Source organism: Nguyenibacter vanlangensis, from assembly GCF_038719015.1.
GTDB classification, from domain to species: Bacteria; Pseudomonadota; Alphaproteobacteria; order Acetobacterales; family Acetobacteraceae; genus Gluconacetobacter; species Gluconacetobacter vanlangensis.
Genome location: NZ_CP152276.1, coordinates 150,561 through 168,501 on the forward strand (window position 1 = coordinate 150,561; position 17,941 = coordinate 168,501).

General features: G+C 69.5%; 20 protein-coding genes. 19 read left to right on the forward strand and 1 reads right to left on the reverse strand.

The genetic code is table 11. The features are described 5' to 3' along the window. Positions 1–11 precede the first annotated feature (11 nt). The 15 genes from AAC691_RS00710 (at position 12) to AAC691_RS00780 (ending at position 14,807) form a co-directional block, all read left to right on the forward strand. Positions 12–959 (forward strand): nucleoside hydrolase, encoded by a 948-nt coding sequence (locus AAC691_RS00710; protein ID WP_342628638.1) that lies wholly within the window; start codon positions 12–14, stop codon positions 957–959. 193 nt (positions 960–1,152) lie between these two features. Then, a complete protein-coding gene (pstC, locus tag AAC691_RS00715) occupies positions 1,153–2,118 on the forward strand; it encodes a phosphate ABC transporter permease subunit PstC (protein ID WP_408906036.1) in 966 nt (321 codons plus the stop codon). A gap of 85 nt (positions 2,119–2,203) precedes the next feature. Continuing rightward, a complete protein-coding gene (gene pstA, locus AAC691_RS00720; RefSeq protein WP_323993639.1) occupies positions 2,204–3,106 on the forward strand; it encodes a phosphate ABC transporter permease PstA in 903 nt (300 codons plus the stop codon). Between the two features lie 34 nt (positions 3,107–3,140). Then, entirely contained in the window at positions 3,141–3,938 is a 798-nt protein-coding gene (gene pstB / locus AAC691_RS00725; protein WP_342630099.1) for a phosphate ABC transporter ATP-binding protein PstB, read from the forward strand. Between the two features lie 19 nt (positions 3,939–3,957). Continuing rightward, positions 3,958–4,659 (forward strand): phosphate signaling complex protein PhoU, encoded by a 702-nt coding sequence (gene phoU / locus AAC691_RS00730; protein WP_342628639.1) that lies wholly within the window; start codon positions 3,958–3,960, stop codon positions 4,657–4,659. Between the two features lie 180 nt (positions 4,660–4,839). Then, the gene (locus AAC691_RS00735) at positions 4,840–5,382 is read left to right on the forward strand and encodes a Spy/CpxP family protein refolding chaperone (RefSeq protein WP_342628640.1); all 543 of its coding nucleotides are present in this window, start codon (positions 4,840–4,842) and stop codon (positions 5,380–5,382) included. Positions 5,383–5,566: 184 nt separating this feature from the next. Next, positions 5,567–6,952 carry a signal recognition particle protein gene (ffh, locus tag AAC691_RS00740; RefSeq protein WP_323990826.1) on the forward strand — a complete coding sequence of 462 codons (1,386 nt, stop codon included), beginning with the start codon at positions 5,567–5,569 and terminating at the stop codon, positions 6,950–6,952. A gap of 65 nt (positions 6,953–7,017) precedes the next feature. Continuing rightward, on the forward strand, positions 7,018–7,362 hold the full coding sequence (rpsP, locus tag AAC691_RS00745) for a 30S ribosomal protein S16 (protein WP_176641433.1): 345 nt from the start codon (positions 7,018–7,020) through the stop codon (positions 7,360–7,362). A 40-nt stretch (positions 7,363–7,402) separates the two neighbouring features. Then, positions 7,403–8,011 carry a ribosome maturation factor RimM gene (gene rimM, locus AAC691_RS00750; RefSeq protein WP_342628641.1) on the forward strand — a complete coding sequence of 203 codons (609 nt, stop codon included), beginning with the start codon at positions 7,403–7,405 and terminating at the stop codon, positions 8,009–8,011. Then, positions 8,008–8,754: a tRNA (guanosine(37)-N1)-methyltransferase TrmD gene (gene trmD / locus AAC691_RS00755; RefSeq protein WP_176639966.1), complete on the forward strand. Its 747-nt coding sequence runs from the start codon at positions 8,008–8,010 to the stop codon at positions 8,752–8,754. The genes rimM and trmD overlap by 4 nt, the downstream gene beginning before the upstream one ends. Positions 8,755–8,779: 25 nt before the next feature. Next, positions 8,780–9,160, forward strand: a complete 381-nt coding sequence (gene rplS / locus AAC691_RS00760; protein ID WP_176639967.1) for a 50S ribosomal protein L19 — start codon at positions 8,780–8,782, stop codon at positions 9,158–9,160. Between the two features lie 240 nt (positions 9,161–9,400). Then, entirely contained in the window at positions 9,401–10,804 is a 1,404-nt protein-coding gene (gene leuC, locus AAC691_RS00765) for a 3-isopropylmalate dehydratase large subunit (RefSeq protein ID WP_323990828.1), read from the forward strand. A gap of 3 nt (positions 10,805–10,807) precedes the next feature. Next, on the forward strand, positions 10,808–11,431 hold the full coding sequence (gene leuD, locus AAC691_RS00770) for a 3-isopropylmalate dehydratase small subunit (RefSeq protein WP_176639969.1): 624 nt from the start codon (positions 10,808–10,810) through the stop codon (positions 11,429–11,431). A gap of 61 nt (positions 11,432–11,492) precedes the next feature. Then, positions 11,493–12,605: a 3-isopropylmalate dehydrogenase gene (gene leuB / locus AAC691_RS00775; protein WP_176639970.1), complete on the forward strand. Its 1,113-nt coding sequence runs from the start codon at positions 11,493–11,495 to the stop codon at positions 12,603–12,605. A gap of 93 nt (positions 12,606–12,698) precedes the next feature. Then, positions 12,699–14,807 (forward strand): prolyl oligopeptidase family serine peptidase, encoded by a 2,109-nt coding sequence (locus AAC691_RS00780; protein ID WP_342628642.1) that lies wholly within the window; start codon positions 12,699–12,701, stop codon positions 14,805–14,807. Between the two features lie 93 nt (positions 14,808–14,900). Here AAC691_RS00780 and rpsU read toward each other — a convergent pair whose 3' ends face one another. Further along, positions 14,901–15,104, reverse strand: a complete 204-nt coding sequence (rpsU, locus tag AAC691_RS00785) for a 30S ribosomal protein S21 (RefSeq protein ID WP_010506446.1) — start codon at positions 15,102–15,104, stop codon at positions 14,901–14,903. Between the two features lie 235 nt (positions 15,105–15,339). Between rpsU and def the strand changes: the two genes are divergently transcribed. From def to AAC691_RS00805, 4 genes are read left to right on the forward strand one after another with little or no spacing between them, the layout of a single operon-like run. Further along, on the forward strand, positions 15,340–15,870 hold the full coding sequence (gene def / locus AAC691_RS00790) for a peptide deformylase (protein ID WP_342628643.1): 531 nt from the start codon (positions 15,340–15,342) through the stop codon (positions 15,868–15,870). Continuing rightward, positions 15,867–16,484 (forward strand): COQ9 family protein, encoded by a 618-nt coding sequence (locus AAC691_RS00795; protein WP_342628644.1) that lies wholly within the window; start codon positions 15,867–15,869, stop codon positions 16,482–16,484. Before def ends, AAC691_RS00795 begins: the two co-directional genes overlap by 4 nt. Before the next feature lie 51 nt (positions 16,485–16,535). Next, the gene (locus AAC691_RS00800) at positions 16,536–17,087 is read left to right on the forward strand and encodes a helix-turn-helix domain-containing protein (RefSeq protein ID WP_323990831.1); all 552 of its coding nucleotides are present in this window, start codon (positions 16,536–16,538) and stop codon (positions 17,085–17,087) included. A 59-nt stretch (positions 17,088–17,146) separates the two neighbouring features. Next, entirely contained in the window at positions 17,147–17,875 is a 729-nt protein-coding gene (locus AAC691_RS00805) for a response regulator (RefSeq protein WP_176641532.1), read from the forward strand. The last annotated feature ends 66 nt before the right edge of the window (positions 17,876–17,941 follow it).

A 17,941-nucleotide genomic window follows, 5' to 3' on the forward strand; every position in this document is an offset into this window, starting at 1 on the left:
AAGGCTGGGGGATGATCCGTCCCATCATCATCGATACCGATCCGTCGCCGGACGATGCGGTGGCGTTCCTGATGGCGCTGGCCTCGCCCGACGAGCTGGAGGTGCTGGCGCTGACCACCGTGGGCGGCAACGTGCCGCTGGCGCTGACGACGCGCAACGCGCTGATGGCGCTGGAACTGGCGGGGCGGGGGGACGTGCCGGTCTATGCCGGGGCGGCCGGGCCGCTGATGGGCGCGCTGCGGACCGCCGAGCACGTCCATGGCGCCACCGGATTCGACGGCTACGACCTGCCGCCGCCCGGCCTGCGCGCGGCCGAGGGATTCGCGCCGGACCGGATCGTCGAACTGGTGATGGCGCGGCCGAAGGGCAGCGTCACCCTGTGCTGCCTGGCGCCGTTGACGAATGTCGCGCTGGCGATGGGCCGCGAGCCGCGCCTGGCGGAGCATCTGCACGGGATCGTGCTGATGGGCGGCGCGCGCGCCGAGGGCGGCAACATCACGCCGGCGGCCGAATACAACATCCATGTCGACCCCGAGGCGGCGGCCCGGATCTTCGCCTCAGGCGTGCCGATCACGATGATCCCGCTGGATTGCACCCACCAGGCGCTGACCACGCAGGCCCGCATGGCGCGGCTGCGCGCCATCGGCACGCCGCTGGCCGAGGCGTTCTATCACCTGCTGCTGTTCAACAAGGACTACAACGCCCGCCAATGGGGCACCGACGGCGGGCCGCTGCATGATCCGACGGTGATCGCGGCGCTGTTGCGGCCGGACCTGTTCAGCGGCCGGCTGGCGCATGTGGGGATCGAATGCCACGGCGCGCTGACCCGGGGCATGACGGTCATCGACTGGTGGGGCGTGAGCGGAGAGGCGGCGAACGCGCTGGTGCTGAACCGGCTGGATGCCGAGGGATATTTCGACCTGGTGATCGAGCGACTGTCGCGCTTTGGCCGCGCCTGAGCGGAAAGCGCCCGGGAGGCGCGATCGGCGGTTGCGGGGGCGGGGGGCGGTCCAGTAATGGTCGCGCGGACAGGCCGCGCCCGGCATGAGGCCGGGTGTGGCCGATTGCCGGCGCGGCGCAGCCCGCGCGCCTGATTCTGACGATGCGTCCGGGGATTCCCCGATTCCGGGCGCCCATTCCAGCGGAGCCTGCATGGAGCCTTCGACGCTGTCACCCCCTTCGACCATGGTGGCCGCGCGGCGGGCGGCGGGCGGTGTGGGGGATGCGATCTTTTCGGCTGCGGTGCGGCTGAGCGGGTGGTCGCTTCTGGCGCTTCTTGGGGGTCTGATCGGGGTTCTGGCGTGGGGCGGGGCGCAGGCGTGGGGTGCGTTTGGCCCCGGCTTTGCGTGGAGCACGGCATGGAACCCGGTGTCGGAGCATTTCGGGGCGCTTGCGCCGGTGTTCGGTTCGGTGATGACGACGGTGCTGGCGCTGCTGATTGCGGTGCCGCTGGCGTTCGGGATCGCGTTCTGGCTGGTGGAGATGGCGCCGGGGTCGGTGGCGGGGCCGATCGGCATGGCGGTGCAGCTTCTGGCGGCGGTGCCGTCGATCATATTCGGGATGTGGGGCTTCTTCGTGATCGTGCCGGTGATGGCGCGGGTGGTGCAGCCGTGGGCGAACCGGCATCTTGGGCATGTGCCGGTGCTGGGGGTGCTGTTTCACGGGGCGCCCTACGGGACGGGGCTGCTGACCGGTGGGCTGGTGCTGGCGGTGATGGTGACGCCGTTCGTGTGCGCGGTGATGCGCGACGTGTTCACGGCGATGCCGGCGCAGATCCGCGAGAGCGCCTATGGGCTGGGTGCGACGCGGTGGGAGGTGATGCGCAGCGTGATCCTGCCCTGGTCGCGTCCGGCGCTGGTGGGCGGTGTGATGCTGGGGATGGGGCGGGCGCTGGGCGAGACGATGGCGGTGACCTTCGTGATCGGCAACACCAACCGGATCGGCTGGTCGCTGTTCGCGCCGGGGAACACGATCGCGTCGCTGATCGCGCTGGAATTTCCCGAGAGCGCGGCGGGCAGCCTGAAATTGTCGTCGCTGCTGGCGCTGGGCTTCATCCTGATGGTGATCTCGTTCGTCACGCTGGCCTGCTCGCGGGTGCTGCTGCGGCGGGGGGCGTGAGATGGCGGACCGGGAGAACGGGACGATGAGCGGCGGCGCGGCGCCGGGTGAGGCGCCGCCGGGTGACGCGACGTCCGGTGACGCGATGTCGGGGGAACTGGCCGGGGTGCCCGCGGCGCCGTCCGGGGCGGGCTGGGGGCGCGGCGGCCGGCTGGCGGCACGGCGTCGGCTGGCGGACCGTCTGGCGACGGGGCTGAGCCTGGGGGCGACGGGGATCGTGCTGCTGGCGCTGGGCTCGATCCTGCTGACGTTGCTGGCGCGGGGGCTGCCCGGCCTGTCGGCGGGGACGCTGGTGCGGGTGATGACGCCGCCGGGCGGCGGCGGGGGGCTGGCGAACGCGATCGCGGGCAGCCTGGTGCAGACCGGGCTGGCGGCGGCGATCGGCACGCCGGTGGGGCTGCTGACGGGGATCTACCTGTCGGAATACGCGACCGACGGGCGTGTGGTGGCGGTGGTGCGGTTCGTGTCGGACATGATGCTGTCGGCGCCGTCGATCCTGGTGGGTCTGTTCGTGTATCTGGCGCTGGTGGCGCCGGTGGGGCATTTTTCGGGCCTGTCGGGGGCGGTTGCGCTGGCGATGCTGTTCGTGCCGGTGGTGGTGCGGACGACCGAGGACATGCTGCGGCTGGTGCCGCTGACGATGCGCGAGGCGGCCTATGCGCTGGGGGCGCCGAAATGGCGGGTCGTGCTGCAGGTGTGCCTGCGGGCGGCGCGGGCCGGGGTGCTGACGGGGATCCTGCTGGCGGTGGCGCGGGTGTCGGGGGAGACGGCGCCGCTGCTGTTCACCTCGCTGGGGAACATGAACTGGTCGCTGTCGCTGGACGCGCCGATGGCCAGCCTGCCGGTGGCGATCTATCAATATGCGGGGTCGGCGTATGACGACTGGGTGCAGTTGGCCTGGACGGGCGCGCTGCTGATCACGGCGGGGGTGCTGGTGCTGAACGTGGTGGTGCGGATGTGGCACCGGCGGCTGGGCGCGGGGCAGTAGGGCCATGGACGGTGCGCCGATGGGACATCAAGAAATGAGGGACGGGGTGATGCAGGACGTGCCGGCGGCGGATGCCGCGGCGCCGGCGCTTTCGGTGCGTGGGCTGGATTTCTGGTATGGGGCGCACCGGGCGCTGCGGGACATCACGCTGGATTTTCCGGCGCGGCGGGTGACGGGGATGATCGGCCCGTCGGGGTGCGGCAAGTCGACGCTGCTGCGGGTGCTGAACCGGATGTATGATTTGTATCCCGGGCAGCGGGCGACGGGGGAGGTGACGTTCGACGGGCGGAACATCCTGTCGCCGGAGATGGACCTGAACGTGCTGCGGTCGCGGATCGGGATGGTGTTCCAGAAGCCGACGCCGTTTCCGATGTCGATCTACGAGAACATCGCGTTCGGGGTGCGGCTGCACGAGACGCTGGGGCGGCCGGAGATGGATGCGCGGGTCGAGGACGTGCTGCGGCGGGTGGCGCTGTGGGGCGAGGTGAAGGACCGGCTGGGGACGTCGGCGACGGCGCTGTCGGGGGGGCAGCAGCAGCGGCTGTGCATTGCGCGGACGATTGCGACGCGGCCCGAGGTGATCCTGCTGGACGAGCCGACCAGCGCGCTGGACCCGATCTCGACGGCGCGGATCGAGGAATTGCTGGACGAGCTGAAGGCGGAGTTCACGATCGCGATCGTGACGCACAACATGCAGCAGGCGGCGCGCTGCGCGGACCGCGTGGCGTTCTTCTACCTGGGGGAACTGGTCGAGGTGGACAATGCCGACCGCATGTTCACCGCCCCGCGTGAGCGCCGCACCCAGGACTACATCACCGGCCGCTTCGGCTGACACGGGAAGGAGGGGCAGCGTGGTCAAGGAACAGGCGCATACCGTCAAGAGCTACGAGCAGGAGCTGACCCAGTTGCGCGGCATGACCAGCGCCATGGGCAGGCTGGTCGAGCGGCAGAGCGCGCTGGCGATCGCCGCGATCGTCGACAGGGACGAGCAGGCGTCGCGCGAGGCCCAGGCGCTGGACCCGCAGGTCGATGCGCTGGAACGCGACGTCGAGGCGCTGGCGATCCGGCTGCTGGCGTTGCGCGCGCCGATGGCCGGCGACCTGCGCGAGATCGTGTCGGTGCTGAAGATCACCGGCGACCTGGAGCGGATCGGCGATTGCGCCGCCAGCGTCGCCAAGCGCGCGCGGAAGGTCGAGGCGCAGCCCACCGACGTGCCGGTGGGCGGGCTGCGCGCCATGGGGCGGCTGGTGCATGAGAATCTGTGCCGGGCGATCGACGCGATGGCCCGGCGGGACAGCGAGGGGGCGGTCGCGGTCTGGTACTCCGACGCCGCGATCGACGAGCTGTATACCGCCATGTTCCGCGAGCTGGTGACCTATATGATGGAAGATCCGCGCACCATCCGGTCCTGCACGCACCTGCTGTTCATCGCCAAGAATTTGGAACGGATCGGCGACCACGCCACCAATATCGCCGAGCGCGTCTATTATGCCGCCACCGGCGAGATGCTGCCGGCCGACCGGCCGCGCGGGAGCGCCAAGGCGGCCAAGTGACAAGGCCGGCCGTGACAGATGCAGCTCTGCGGCGGCTCTCGCCCGGTTGCAGGGTTTGCGATACAGCCTCTTACATTTCGTAGCATATTCGCCGGATTTCCGGACGGTCGGGCGTGATTACATTCCCATCGTCACCCCGGGACCATGGTTCCGGTTCATGGGAAGAGGAAAGGCCCGACGATGTTCAAGAAGACGATGCTGGCCATGACGGTCCTGGCGAGCCTGTCCGGCGGCGCGGCGCTGGCGCAGGACATGCCGCCCGGCCCGGGCATGGGCGATTACGGCATGGGCGATCATGGCATGGGCGGACCCGGCATGCATGGTGGTTTCGAGGGGCACGGCATGCACGGCGGCATGCATGGGGAGATGGCGCTCCTGGCCGGGCTGAAGCTGACGCCGGCGCAGCACAAGCAACTGCACGAGATTTTCCAGGACGCGCGGCACGCGCATAAAGGCGACTGGAAGCAGCTTGGCGACCTGCATCGGCAGATCGAGGACGTGCTGCTGGCCCCGGGAGCGGTCGACAAGGCGAAGCTGACGACGCTGACGCAGCAGATCGAGGGCCTGCGCCAGGCGGAGGCCGCCCGGCGGCTGGACATCGCGGTGAAGATCCACGACATCCTGACCCCGGATCAACTGGCCCAGGCCAGGGCGCGGGTGGAGAAGATCCGCGCATTGCGCCAGGAGATGCATGACGTGATGAAGCCGGTCCCAGGCAAGTAAGGGGCGGGCCAGGGCCGCGTCGGGGCGCGATTCGTCCCCCGGCGCGGCCCGTGCGGTCGATTTCGTTGACAAGGAAGGGGGAGGCGGGTAAAGCCACCCCCATCATCAGGAACGCCACTCCGCGAGTGCTCGCGCAGTGGCGCGACGTCTTTTGGGGTGACAGTCCCCTTGGAGTGACGGGCCTTTGTTCGAGACGCTTTCCAGCAAGCTCTCCGGTGTGTTCGATGGGCTCGCCAAGCGCGGCGCGCTGTCCGAGGCCGATGTGGCCGAGGCGATGCGCGAGGTGCGTCTGGCGATGCTGGACGCTGACGTGGCGCTGCCCGTCGTCAAGGATTTCGTCGCCAAGGTGCGCGAGCGCGCCGTGGGGCACGAGGTGCTGGGCAGCATCTCGCCCGGCCAGGCGGTGGCCAAGATCGTCAATGACGCGCTGATCGACGCGCTGGGCGGCGCCGGGGCGGTGCCGCTGAACCTGAATGCCGTGGCGCCGGTGCCGATCCTGATGGTCGGCCTGCAGGGATCGGGCAAGACCACCACGTCGGGCAAGATCGCGCTGCGCCTGGCGACGCGCGAGCGCCGGAAGGTGCTGCTGGCCAGCCTGGATACCCAGCGCCCGGCCGCGCAGTTGCAGTTGCAGCAGCTTGCCGAGCGCGCGGGCGTGCCGTCGCTGCCGATCGTGCCCGGCCAGAGCCCGGTCGAGATCGCGCGCCGTGCGATGGATACCGGCCGGCGCGAGGGGTTCGACGTCGTCATCCTGGACACGGCCGGGCGCCTGTCGATCGACGAGGCGCTGATGGACGAGGTGCGGGCGATCCGCGCCGAGACGTCGCCGGCCGAAACCCTGCTGGTCGTCGATGCGATGACCGGCCAGGACGCGGTGAACACCGCGAAGGCGTTCAACGAGGCGGTGGGCGTGACCGGCGTCGTCATGACCCGCATGGACGGCGATGCCCGCGGGGGCGCCGCGCTGTCGATGCGCGCGATTACCGGCGCGCCGATCAAGCTGACCGGTTCGGGCGAGAAGCTGGACGCGCTGGAGGAGTTCCATCCCGAGCGCGTGGCCGGCCGCATCCTGGGGCTGGGCGACATCGCGGGCCTGGTCGAGAAGGCCGCCGATACGCTGGATCATGAAGAGAGCGAGAAGATCGCCCTCAAGATGATGCGCGGGCAGTTCGACCTGGACGATTATGCCGCGCAGATCCGCCAGATTTCCAAGATGGGCTCGCTGTCCGGCATCCTGGACATGCTGCCCGGCATGGGGAAGGTCAAGCAGGCGCTGGGTGACAAGGACCTGGATACGTCGGTCCTGAAGCGCCACCAGGCCATCATTTCGTCCATGACCAGGGCGGAGCGCAAGACGCCCGCCATCATCAAGGCGTCGCGCAAGAAGCGCATCGCCGCCGGGTCGGGGACCACAGTTCAGGACGTCAACCGGCTGCTGAAGCAGTTCGACGACATGTCCACGATGATGAAGCGGATCAACAAGCTCGGCATGAAGGGACTCATGCGCCAGGGGATGTCCGCTCTCATGCCCAAGGGGGCGAAACCGCCGGGCGGCCGTCCGTTCGGCTGACGGGATCGTCCAATCCGTTTCGCCTTGGTCCGTATCCAGAGTTTTCTTTCGGAGTAGTGTTTCAAATGAGCCTGAAGATCCGCCTTGCCCGCGCCGGTGCGAAGAAGCGTCCGTACTACCACATCGTGGTGGCCGACAGCCGTTCGCCCCGCGATGGCCGCTTCATCGAGAAGGTGGGCGCCTACAACCCGATGCTGCCGTCCGACCATGCCGACCGCGTGCGGCTGGTGAACGAGCGCATCGCGCACTGGCTGTCGCAGGGCGCGCTGCCGACCGACCGCGTGGCCCGCTTCCTGGGCAATGCCGGCCTGGCGCCGAAGCCCGCCTATAACGAGCAGCCCAAGAAGTCGGCGCCGAAGAAGCGCGCGCAGGAACGTGCCGCCGCTGCCGCGGCTGCCGCCGCGGCCTGATTGCGGACGGCGCGGATAGGATTACGGGCAGGCTGAACCGGTGGATCGCGATCGTATCCTGATGGGTGTGGTGGGACGTCCGCATGGCGTGCGGGGGCTGGTGCGCGTACACAGCTACGCCGCCGTGCCGGAGGACCTGGCCGCCTATGGGGTGCTGACCGACGACCGGGGGCAGGGCTGGACCCTGCAATGGCGGGGCGACGGCATTGCCGAGCTGCGCGATGCGGCGGGCCGGGCGCTGGCCGGGCGCGACGCCGCGCAGGCGATGGTGAACCGGCGGCTCTATGTCGCGCGGGCCAGCCTGCCGGAGCCGGATCAGGACGAGTTCTATTTCACCGACCTGATCGGCCTGGACGTCTGCCTGGAGGGGCGCGACGCGTCGTGCGGCGCGTCCTTGGGGCGGGTGCTGACGGTCCATGACTATGGCGCGGGGGTCAGCCTGGAGATCGGCGGGAGCGGCCATGCGCCGCTGATCCTGCCCTTTACCCGGGCGTGCTTTCCGGTCATCGACGTGGCGGCCGGGCGGATCGTCGCGGTGCTGCCCGACGAGGTCGAGGTCCAGGGCGACGTCTCGCGTCCGGATGCGGTCGAGGTCTCGAAAGTCGAGATTTCGAGGGCCGGAGTCCCGGAAGTCGGGGCGGCGTCATGACCTGGCAGGCCACGATGCTGACCCTGTTTCCGGACATGTTCCCCGGTCCGCTGGGCCAGTCCCTGGCCGGACGCGCGCTGGCGGACGGGCTGTGGTCGCTGCGGACATGCAATCTGCGCGAGTACGGGCTGGGGCGGCATCGCACCGTGGACGATACGCCGTTCGGAGGCGGGGCCGGCATGGTCATGCGTCCGGACGTGGTGTCCGCGGCGATCCGCGACGTCGCGCTGGCCGGCAGGCCGCTGGTCTATCCCACGCCGCGCGGCCGTCCGCTGCGCCAGGAGGATGTCCGCCGCTATGCCGGCGGGCCGGGCCTGGTGGTGCTGTGCGGCCGTTATGAAGGGGTGGACGAGCGGGTGCTGGAGGCCAGCGGGGCCGAGCAGGTTTCGATCGGCGATTATGTCCTGTCAGGCGGGGAGATGGCGGCGCTGGTGCTGCTGGATAGCTGCGTGCGGCTGATCCCCGGGGTCATGGGTTCCGACGCCAGCGGCACGGAGGAGAGTTTTTCCGACGGGTTGCTGGAATATCCGCATTACACCAAGCCGGCGAGCTGGGAGGGGCGCGAAGTGCCCGACATCCTGCTGTCCGGTCATCATGCCGCCATCGCGAACTGGCGGCGGACTGAATCCGAGATCGCGACCCGGACGCGCCGGCCCGATTTGTGGGCGGCGCGCCTGGAGCGCGCCGGCCAAGATCGCGCCCGCCCGGCCAGCCCGACGGCTGAGCCGAAGCGGACGCATTGACTGTTTTCAAGCGAAGGACTCGATCATGAACATCATCCAGCAATATGAGGCCGACGAGATCGCGCGTCTCTCGGCCGCCCGCGCGGTACCCGAATTCGGCCCCGGCGACACGGTCCGCGTGTCGGTCCGCGTCGTCGAAGGCGAGCGCCAGCGCGTCCAGGCCTATGAGGGCGTGGTGATCGCGCGTTCGAACAAGGGGCTGAACAGCAACTTCACCGTGCGCAAGATCTCGAACGGCGAGGGCGTCGAGCGCATCTTCCCGCTCTATGCGCCGGCGATCGCCGAGATCAAGGTCGTGCGCCGCGGCGCCGTGCGCCGCGCGAAGCTGTATTATCTGCGCGGCCGCCGCGGCAAATCGGCCCGTATCGCCGAGCGCGCGCGCGAGACCGTGGCGGCCGGGGCCTGATCCCGCGGCCCGGCCCGTTCGGCCCCCGAAATGTTTCCTGCGGGGTGATTGCCGAGGGGTTTCCCGGGGCCGGGCCATGTGGCGGCGCATTCGCGTCTCCCCTTGCGGGGGGACGAGGCGCGTCACGATATCGACCGGGTTCGTCGTCCCGCCGCCCGTCCGTCACGACGGGCGGCGGTGTCGGCGTTTCCGTATGAATTCACACGTTTCCGTGTGAAAGCTGTGCAGAGAGGAAGACCGATGGCCGCACGTACGCTGTTCGACAAGATCTGGGACAGCCATGTCGTGGAGCGGCTTCCGGACGGTACGGCGATCCTTTATATCGACCGCCACCTGGTGCATGAGGTCACCAGCCCGCAGGCCTTCGAGGGGCTGCGCATCAGCGGGCGGCGTCTGCGGCGGCCGGATGCGACGATCGCGGTGGTGGACCATAACGTGCCGACCTCGGACCGCACCCTGCCGATCGAGGAGCCGGAAAGCCGCAACCAGATCGAGACCCTGGAGCGCAATGTCCGGGCGTTCGGCGTTCCGTATTTCCCGCTTCTGTCCGAAAACCAGGGTATCGTGCACGTGGTGGGGCCCGAGCAGGGGATTTCGCTGCCGGGCATGACCATCGTGTGCGGTGACAGCCATACCTCGACCCACGGGGCGCTGGGCGCGCTGGCGTTCGGCATCGGCACGTCCGAGGTCGAGCATGTGATGGCGACCCAGACCCTGCTGCAGAAGCCGGCGAAGAACATGAAGGTGGTCGTCGAGGGCACGCTGGGCCCGGGGGTGACCGCCAAGGACGTGATGCTGGCGATCATCGGCAGGATCGGCACGGCGGGCGGTACCGGCCATGTGATCGAGTTCGCCGGCTCGACGATCCGCGGGCTGGACATGGCCGGGCGGATGACGATCTGCAACATGTCGATCGAGGCCGGCGCCCGGGCCGGGCTGGTGGCGCCGGATGCGGTGACGTTCGACTATGTGCGCGGCCGGCCCTATGCCCCGAAGGGCGAGGCGTTCGAGCAGGCGGTGGCGTACTGGAAGACGCTGGCGGCGGACGAGGGCGCGCAGTACGACAAGGTGGTCGAATTGCGCGCCGAGGATATTCCGCCGGTCCTGACCTGGGGGACCAGCCCCGAGACCGTGATCCCGGTGACCGGCGCCGTGCCGGACCCCGCGGCCGAGGCCGACGAGGCGCGGCGCGCGCAGATGCAGCGCATGCTGGATTACATGGGCCTGCAGGCCGGACAGAAGATCGCCGGCGTGCCGGTCGACGTGGTCTTCATCGGGTCCTGCACCAACAGCCGGATCGAGGATCTGCGCGCGGCGGCGTCGGTCGTGGCGGGGCGGCACGTCGCGGACGGCGTGCGGGCCATGGTTGTGCCGGGGTCGGGCCTGGTGAAGGCGCAGGCCGAGCGGGAGGGGCTGGATCGGATCTTTCGCGAGGCGGGGTTCGAATGGCGGGAGGCCGGCTGTTCGATGTGCCTGGGCATGAACCCGGACAAGCTGACGCCGGGCCAGCGCTGTGCCTCGACCTCGAACCGGAATTTCGAGGGGCGGCAGGGGCCGGGCGGGCGGACGCACCTGCTGTCGCCCGCCATGGCGGCGGCGGCGGCGGTGACGGGACATCTGACAGACGTGCGGGAGCTGATCTGAGCCATGGAAAAATTCACCGTCCTGACCGCGATCGCGGCGCCGCTGCCGGAAGCGAACATCGATACGGACAAGATCATCCCGGCGCGTTTCCTGAAGACCACCAAGCGGTCGGGCCTGGGCGTGCATGCCTTCGACGGCATGCGCTACAACCCGGACGGATCGGAACGCCCGGATTTCGTGCTGAACCAGCCGCCTTATCGCGATGCCGGGATCCTGATCACCTATGACAATCTGGGGTGCGGGTCGTCGCGGGAGCATGCGCCATGGGCGCTGCTGGATTTCGGCATACGCTGCGTGATCGCGCCGTCCTTTGCCGACATCTTCTTCAACAACTGCTTCAAGAACGGCATCCTGCCGATCCAACTGCCGCGCGAGACCTGCGATGCGCTGATGGAGGATGCGCGGCTGGGGGGCAACGGGCGGCTGACGGTCGATCTGGAGCGCCAGGTGGTCATCCGCCCGGACGGGGCCGAGATCGGCTTCGAGATCGATCCGCTGCGCCGGCACCTGCTGCTGGAGGGACTGGACGATATCGGCCAGACCCTGCAGCACGAGGCTGCGATCGGGGCCTTCGAGACGGCGCGGGAGCGGGCGCAGCCCTGGCAGACGCATATCGTCGTGGCGTGATCCGCCAGGCCTGTCTGTCCGGCCCTGCCTGTCGATAAAAAAAACGGGAGAGAACGACGAGATGAGCGCGACCAAGAAGCTGTTAGTCCTGCCGGGCGATGGGATCGGCCCCGAGATCATGCGCGAGGTCGCGCGGGTTGTGACGTGGATGGAGCGCGCGCGCGGCGTGGTCTTCGATATTTCCGAGGACCTGGTCGGCGGCGCGTCGCTGGCGGTGCATGGCGTGCCGATCCGCGACGAGGTGATCGCGGCGGCGAAGGCGGCGGATGCGGTGCTGTTCGGTTCGGTGGGCGATCCGCGATGGGCGTCGGCCGGTTTCGACCGGCGGCCCGAGATCGCGATCCTGAAGCTGCGCCAGGAACTGGAGCTGTTTGCGAACCTGCGTCCGGCCAAGGTGTTCGATGCGCTGGTCGATGCCAGCACGCTGAAGCCCGAGATCGTGGCCGGGCTGGACATCATGATCGTGCGCGAGACCGTGGGCGGGATCTATTTCGGCGAGCCGCGCGGGATCGAGACCCTGCCCGACGGCAGCAGGCGGGGCATCAATACCGAAATCTATACCACCGCGGAAATCGAGCGTGTGGCGCGGGTGGCCTTCGACCTGGCGCGGCAGCGCGGCAACCGCGTCTGTTCGGTCGAGAAATGCAACGTGATGGAAAGCGGGCTGTTGTGGAAGGAGGTCGTCACCGACCTGCATGCCCGCGACTATCCCGATGTCGAACTGAGCCACATGCTGGCGGATAATTGCGCGATGCAGCTTGTGCGCAATCCGCGTCAGTTCGACGTGATCGTGACCGGCAACCTGTTCGGCGATTTGTTGTCGGACTTGGCCTCGATGCTGACGGGCAGCCTGGGCATGCTGCCCTCGGCCACGCTGGGGGCGGTGGACGCGTCCGGCAGGCGTCCGGCGCTGTATGAGCCGATCCACGGCAGCGCGCCCGATATCGCGGGCAAGGGAATCGCCAATCCGCTGGCGCAGATCCTCTCATTCTCGATGCTGCTGCGCTATTCGTTCGGGATGGAGGCGGAGGCCGTGCTGATCGAGACCGCCGTGGCCAACGTGCTGGCCAGCGGGCTGCGTACCGCCGACATCATGAGCCCGGGCACGGCGCAGGTCGGCACCGCGGTGATGGGCGAGGCCGTGGTGCGCGAGCTGGACAAGCTGAACGGCTGACGCGGCGGCCGAGGTCGGGACTCTTTTAAGCCAGGGGATTCTTTAAAAGGAATTTGCCTTTCCGGGCGCCGGGATCTCTGGAATTGTTCCGTGATGAACATGATCCGAGGCATCCTGGCCTGTGCCGCCCTGCTGGCGGCGTGGCCCGTCCGGGCCGCCATGCCCGCGCATTTCAGTACTCCGGCCTATCTGTCGGACGTGACGGGGGCGCAGGCCCTGGCGTGGGTGCGGCAGCAGAATCGCCGCACCGACGACACGCTGGCGCGTGACCCGCGCTATCGCGCATTCCATGATGCGGTGCTGCAGGTCGAGCAGGATCGGCATCGGATTCCCGAACCCTCCTTTATGGCCGGGAAGATTTTCAATTTCTGGCAGGACGCGGCCAATCCCCGCGGGATCTGGCGCCAGACGGACCTGGCGTCGTTTCTGGGCGGTCGTCCGGCCTGGATCACCAGGCTGGACGTCGATGCGCTGGCCCGGCAGGAGCATCGCGACTGGGTCTTCCAGGGCGCGGAATGCCTGGAACCCGGGGATTCGCCGTGCCTGGTGCGTTTGTCCGACGCGGGCGAGGATGCGGCGAGCCTGCGCGAATTCCTGCCGCTGAGCGGGCAGTTCGTGCCGGAGGGCTTCGTGCTGCCGCGATCGAAGCAGACGGCGGTCTGGGAGGATCGCGACACGCTGCTGGTCGCGCGTGACTGGGGCGCGGACCGGGGTGGGGTGACGGCGTCCGGCTATCCGTTCGTGGTCAGGCGCCTGCGCCGGGGCCAGGCGCTGGACCAGGCGGCGGAGGTGATGCGCGGGACGCCCGGCGACGTTTCGGTGGAGCCGCTGGCGCTGGCCGACGGGCAGGGGCGCCGTATCGTGCTGATCCGCCGCGCGGTCACGTTTTTCGAGGACCGGTACGGGGTGGTGACGCCGCAGGGCGTGCGGATGCTGGACCTGCCGTCGCGCATGGACCTGCACGGGTTCGCGGGCGGGCGGCTGATCCTGTCGGTCAACCAGGACTGGACGCCGCGCGGCGGGACGCGGATCGCGGCGGGCAGCGTGGTCGCGGTCGATCCGGCGGGGCAGGCGGCGGCGCAGATCCTGTTCGTGCCGAACCCGCGCCAGGCGGTGGACGAAGTCGCGGTGACGGGCGCGGGCGTGGTGATGACGGTGCTGGATTCGGTGCGCGGCCAGGCCTGGATCTTCCGGCGAGCCGGGGGGGACGGCGGCGCCTGGCGCGGCGTCCGGCTGGCGATGCCGGACATGATGTCGATCCATATCGTCGATGCCGACCGGGAGTCGGGCCGGGCGTTCCTGTCGGTTTCGGGCTTTCTGACGCCCTCGCAACTGTGGCTGGTGGATTGCGTGGGGGGCAGTGCGCGCAAGATCATGGAATTGCCGCCGCAATTCGATGCCGCCGGTCTGGAGGTCGGGCAATCCTGGGCGGTATCGGCGGATGGGACGCGCATTCCCTATTTCCTGGTCCACCGGCGGGGCATGAAGCCGGACGGCACGAACCCGACGCTGCTGACGGCCTATGGCGGATTCCAGGTCGCGTCGGTGCCGGACTACAACCCGGTGGTCGGGCGGCTGTGGCTGGAGCGGGGCGGGGTCTACGCGGTGGCCAATATTCGCGGCGGGGGCGAGTTCGGGCCCGCCTGGCACGAGGCCGGGCGCACCGTCCATCGCCAGCGCGTCTTCGACGATTTCGCCGCCGTGGCGCGGGACCTGATGGCGCGGGGCGTGACGACGCCCGCGCGGCTGGCGATTCGCGGCCGGTCGAACGGCGGGCTGCTGATGGGGGTGGAGTTTACCCAGCACCCCGAATTGTGGGGCGCGGTCATTATCGGCGTGCCGCTGCTGGACATGGAACATTTCGAGACGATGGCGGCCGGCGCGTCCTGGGTCGGCGAATATGGCAGTATGGACGAGCCGGCGCAGCGGGCCTTCCTGCAGCGTATCTCGCCCCTGCGGGCGCTGCGCGCGGGGGTGCGCTATCCCGAGCCGTTCATCTTCACCTCGACCCGCGACGATCGGGTGGGGCCGGTGCATGCGCGGCGTTTCGCCGCGAAATTGCAGGCGCTGGGGGTGCCGTTTCTCTATTACGAGGATGTCGAGGGCGGGCATTCCGGTACGGTGAATGCGCGGGAGATCGCCCATGAGCGGGCGCTGGAGGCGGTCTATCTGTCGCGGCTGATGGCGCCGGCGGGACAGTAGGGGAAATCAGGCATGAAAAAAGGCCGGCTCCCCTGAGGAGCCGGCCTTTTTTCGGAACTGGGACCCCCTTCGGGGCCGCGTTCATGGAACAGGTCAGAACCCTTCGCGTTCCAGGCGCTTGCGCTCCATCTTGCGGGCGCGGCGGACGGCCTCGGCGGCCTCGCGCGCCTTGCGCTCGGAGGGCTTTTCGTAATGGCGGCGCAGCTTCATCTCGCGGAAGATGCCTTCACGCTGCATCTTCTTCTTGAGCGCCTTGAGAGCCTGGTCGACATTGTTGTCGCGAACGAGAACCTGCACTTGGTCGTCAACTCCTGCTTTGTGGCCTTTCGGATCGGCCACGAAAACTGCCGTGGCGGGATGTCCGCCGGCGGCTATGGCCCGCGTGCGATTCCCGAGTGGGGCGGACCTATAACATGGGGTCCGTGCGGAACACAAATCATTCCGCCCGTTTCCTGGCGGAAACAGGCGGACTATTTTGCGGGACATGCGTGGCCTGCGCGTTATGGCCTGCACGACAGGAAAGGGTGGGATCGTGACCTTGCTGAAAATCGCCCGGATGGGCCATCCGGTCCTGCTGCGCCGCGCGGACCCGGTGGCGGACACGCTGAGCCCGGAGATCGGGCGGCTGATCGACGACATGATCGAGACGATGGAGGATGCGCGCGGGGCGGGGCTGGCGGCGCCGCAGGTGCATGTGTCGCTGCGGCTGTTCGTCTATCGCGTGCCGCAGGAGCGCAGCGCGGGCGACGACGATCCGCCGCGCGGCGCCAGCGTGCTGATCAACCCTGTCCTGCGTCCCGTCGATGACGAGATGGTGCTGCGGCCGGAGGGGTGCCTGTCGATTCCCGGCCTGCGCGGCATGGTGCCGCGTCATGTGCGGGTCGCCTATTCGGGGTTGGAGCGGGACGGCACGCGGGTGGAGGGGATCGCCGGCGGCTTCATGGCGAATGTATTGCAGCATGAATATGATCATCTGGACGGGATTCTCTATCCGATGCGCATGACGGATTTGGGGCAGATGGGATTCGAAGAGGAAATCGCGCGCCACGGGGTGCGGGAATGATCGCGGCGCGGCTGGCCGCCTGTGTCGCCGCCTGCGCGCCGCGCCGGCTGGAGCGCAGTGCGGCGCGGGACGAGGTGCTGGGGCGCGTCGAGGCCCTGGCGGGCGGCGAAGGGTGGACGATGCGGACCCTGCGCGCGGCCGGCGGGCCGGATGCGGACCTGCTGTTTCCCGGCGGCCCGGCGGAGATGGTCGAGGCCTGGCTCGACCGGGCCGACCGCGCGATGATCGAGGTCGCGCACGACCTGGACGAGCCGCGGCTGAGCCGGCGGGTGCGGGCGATCATCCTGATGCGGCTGCGGACCATCACGCCCGACCGGGCCGCCATGCGCCGCGCGCTGGCGGTGCTGATGCTGCCGGGGCGCGCGGGGGCGCTGGCGCGGAGCCTGGCGCGGACCGTCGATGCGATCTGGGAGGCGGCGGGGGACCGGTCGGGCGGGCTGAGCCGCCAGACCAAGCGGATGACCCTGGCATCGGTCTATGTCCAGACGCTGCTGTTCTGGATGGCGCGGGGGGACGACCCGGATGCCGTCGCCTCCTTTCTGGATCGGCGGCTGGAGGCCGTCGCGCGGATCGGCCGGATCAGGCAGCGCCTGGCGGCCGGGCGTGCGGCCTGAGCGGCCGCCCGTGGCGGAAGCGGCGTTTTCCCGGGCCATCGCAGGGGCGCGATGACGGATCGCAAGGGGCCGCCGCGACGGCCGGCGGGAGCGGCGGGGGCCGGGAGCGGCCTGCTGTTCCTGCGCGAAGACGAGATGCGCCAGGCGCAGGAACTGATGACCCTGGCCTGGCGCGATTTCGGCGCGGTGGTCGATCCGGTGCTGGAAGAGCTGGGGCTGGGGCGGGCGCATCACCGGATATTGCAACTGGTCGGGCGCCATCCGGGCATCGCGGTTGGCGCGCTGCAGGACCTGCTGGGAATCACGAAACAGAGCCTGGGCCGCGCGCTGGGGGAACTGCAGGCGCGGGATTATGTCGCGCAGGAGGTGGGACGGCGGGACCGCCGGCTGCGCCTGTTGTCGCTGACCGCGGCGGGGGCCGCGGTGGAGCGGCAATTGTTCGATCTGCAGCGCGAGAAGCTGGTCGGCGTGTATCGTGATGTCGGCGCCGCGTCGGTCGAGGGGTTCCGTCGTGTCATGCAGGGCCTTATGGACGACAGGACGCGGCGCGTGCTCGAAGATGTGATCGCGGCGGGCGAGCGGGCGCGCCGGGCCAGGATGTGAAGGCGTCGGGTTGGGCGGCCTGGCAAGGGGCGCGGGCGACAGGGGTGTGGGCGAGGAGCATGGACGGACGGGACAGCGGAACGCGGGATGGAGCGGTCGCCGGGGCGCATATCCTGGTGGTGGATGACGACCCGAGGCTGCGGCGCCTGCTGCAGCGTTACCTGACCGAGCAGGGATTCCGTATCAGCGCGGCGGCGTCGGCGGCGGAGGCGCGGCAGGTGCTGGGGTTCATGCAGCCCGACGCGATGGTGCTGGACGTGACCATGCCCGGCGAGACCGGGCTGGCGCTGACCCGCGCGCTGCGCGACGAGGGGCAGGATCTACCGATCCTGCTGCTGACGGCGCGGGGTGAGCCCGAGGACCGTATCACCGGCCTGGAAGCCGGGGCGGACGATTATCTGGGCAAGCCGTTCGAGCCGCGCGAGTTGCTGTTGCGCCTGAAGGCGCATCTGCGCCGCTTCGCGCCGCCCGCGCCGTCGGAAAATCTGCGCGTGGTGCGGCTGGGCGGCCTGGAATTCGACCCCGCGCGGGGATTGCTGCAGGGCCCCGGGGGCAGCGTGCACCTGACCGGCGGCGAGGTCGCGCTGCTGACCGTGCTGGCGCGCCGGCCCAACGAGACGCTGTCGCGCGAGGAGATCGCGCGGGTCCTGGACATGGAGGAAATCGGCGAACGGGCGGTGGACGTGCAGGTGACGCGGCTGCGCCGGCGGATCGAGTCCGATCCGCGCGAGCCGCGCTTTCTGCAGACGGTGCGTGGCAAGGGCTATGTGCTGAAACCGGGATTATAGCGGCGCGGGGGGCGGTCGGTGCCGCTGTTCGGTGATCGCCGGCGGGAGCGCCGGGCCGGGCCCCCG

Coding starts and splice junctions, on each gene's coding strand:
- AAC691_RS00710 (WP_342628638.1), top strand. CDS start 12: ATGATCCGTCCCATCATCATCGATACCGATCCGTCGCCGGACGATGCG.
- pstC (WP_408906036.1), top strand. CDS start 1,153: ATGGAGCCTTCGACGCTGTCACCCCCTTCGACCATGGTGGCCGCGCGG.
- pstA (WP_323993639.1), top strand. CDS start 2,204: ATGTCGGGGGAACTGGCCGGGGTGCCCGCGGCGCCGTCCGGGGCGGGC.
- pstB (WP_342630099.1), top strand. CDS start 3,141: ATGAGGGACGGGGTGATGCAGGACGTGCCGGCGGCGGATGCCGCGGCG.
- AAC691_RS00735 (WP_342628640.1), top strand. CDS start 4,840: ATGTTCAAGAAGACGATGCTGGCCATGACGGTCCTGGCGAGCCTGTCC.
- rpsP (WP_176641433.1), top strand. CDS start 7,018: ATGAGCCTGAAGATCCGCCTTGCCCGCGCCGGTGCGAAGAAGCGTCCG.
- trmD (WP_176639966.1), top strand. CDS start 8,008: ATGACCTGGCAGGCCACGATGCTGACCCTGTTTCCGGACATGTTCCCC.
- rplS (WP_176639967.1), top strand. CDS start 8,780: ATGAACATCATCCAGCAATATGAGGCCGACGAGATCGCGCGTCTCTCG.
- leuC (WP_323990828.1), top strand. CDS start 9,401: ATGGCCGCACGTACGCTGTTCGACAAGATCTGGGACAGCCATGTCGTG.
- leuD (WP_176639969.1), top strand. CDS start 10,808: ATGGAAAAATTCACCGTCCTGACCGCGATCGCGGCGCCGCTGCCGGAA.
- leuB (WP_176639970.1), top strand. CDS start 11,493: ATGAGCGCGACCAAGAAGCTGTTAGTCCTGCCGGGCGATGGGATCGGC.
- AAC691_RS00780 (WP_342628642.1), top strand. CDS start 12,699: ATGAACATGATCCGAGGCATCCTGGCCTGTGCCGCCCTGCTGGCGGCG.
- AAC691_RS00795 (WP_342628644.1), top strand. CDS start 15,867: ATGATCGCGGCGCGGCTGGCCGCCTGTGTCGCCGCCTGCGCGCCGCGC.
- AAC691_RS00800 (WP_323990831.1), top strand. CDS start 16,536: ATGACGGATCGCAAGGGGCCGCCGCGACGGCCGGCGGGAGCGGCGGGG.
- AAC691_RS00805 (WP_176641532.1), top strand. CDS start 17,147: ATGGACGGACGGGACAGCGGAACGCGGGATGGAGCGGTCGCCGGGGCG.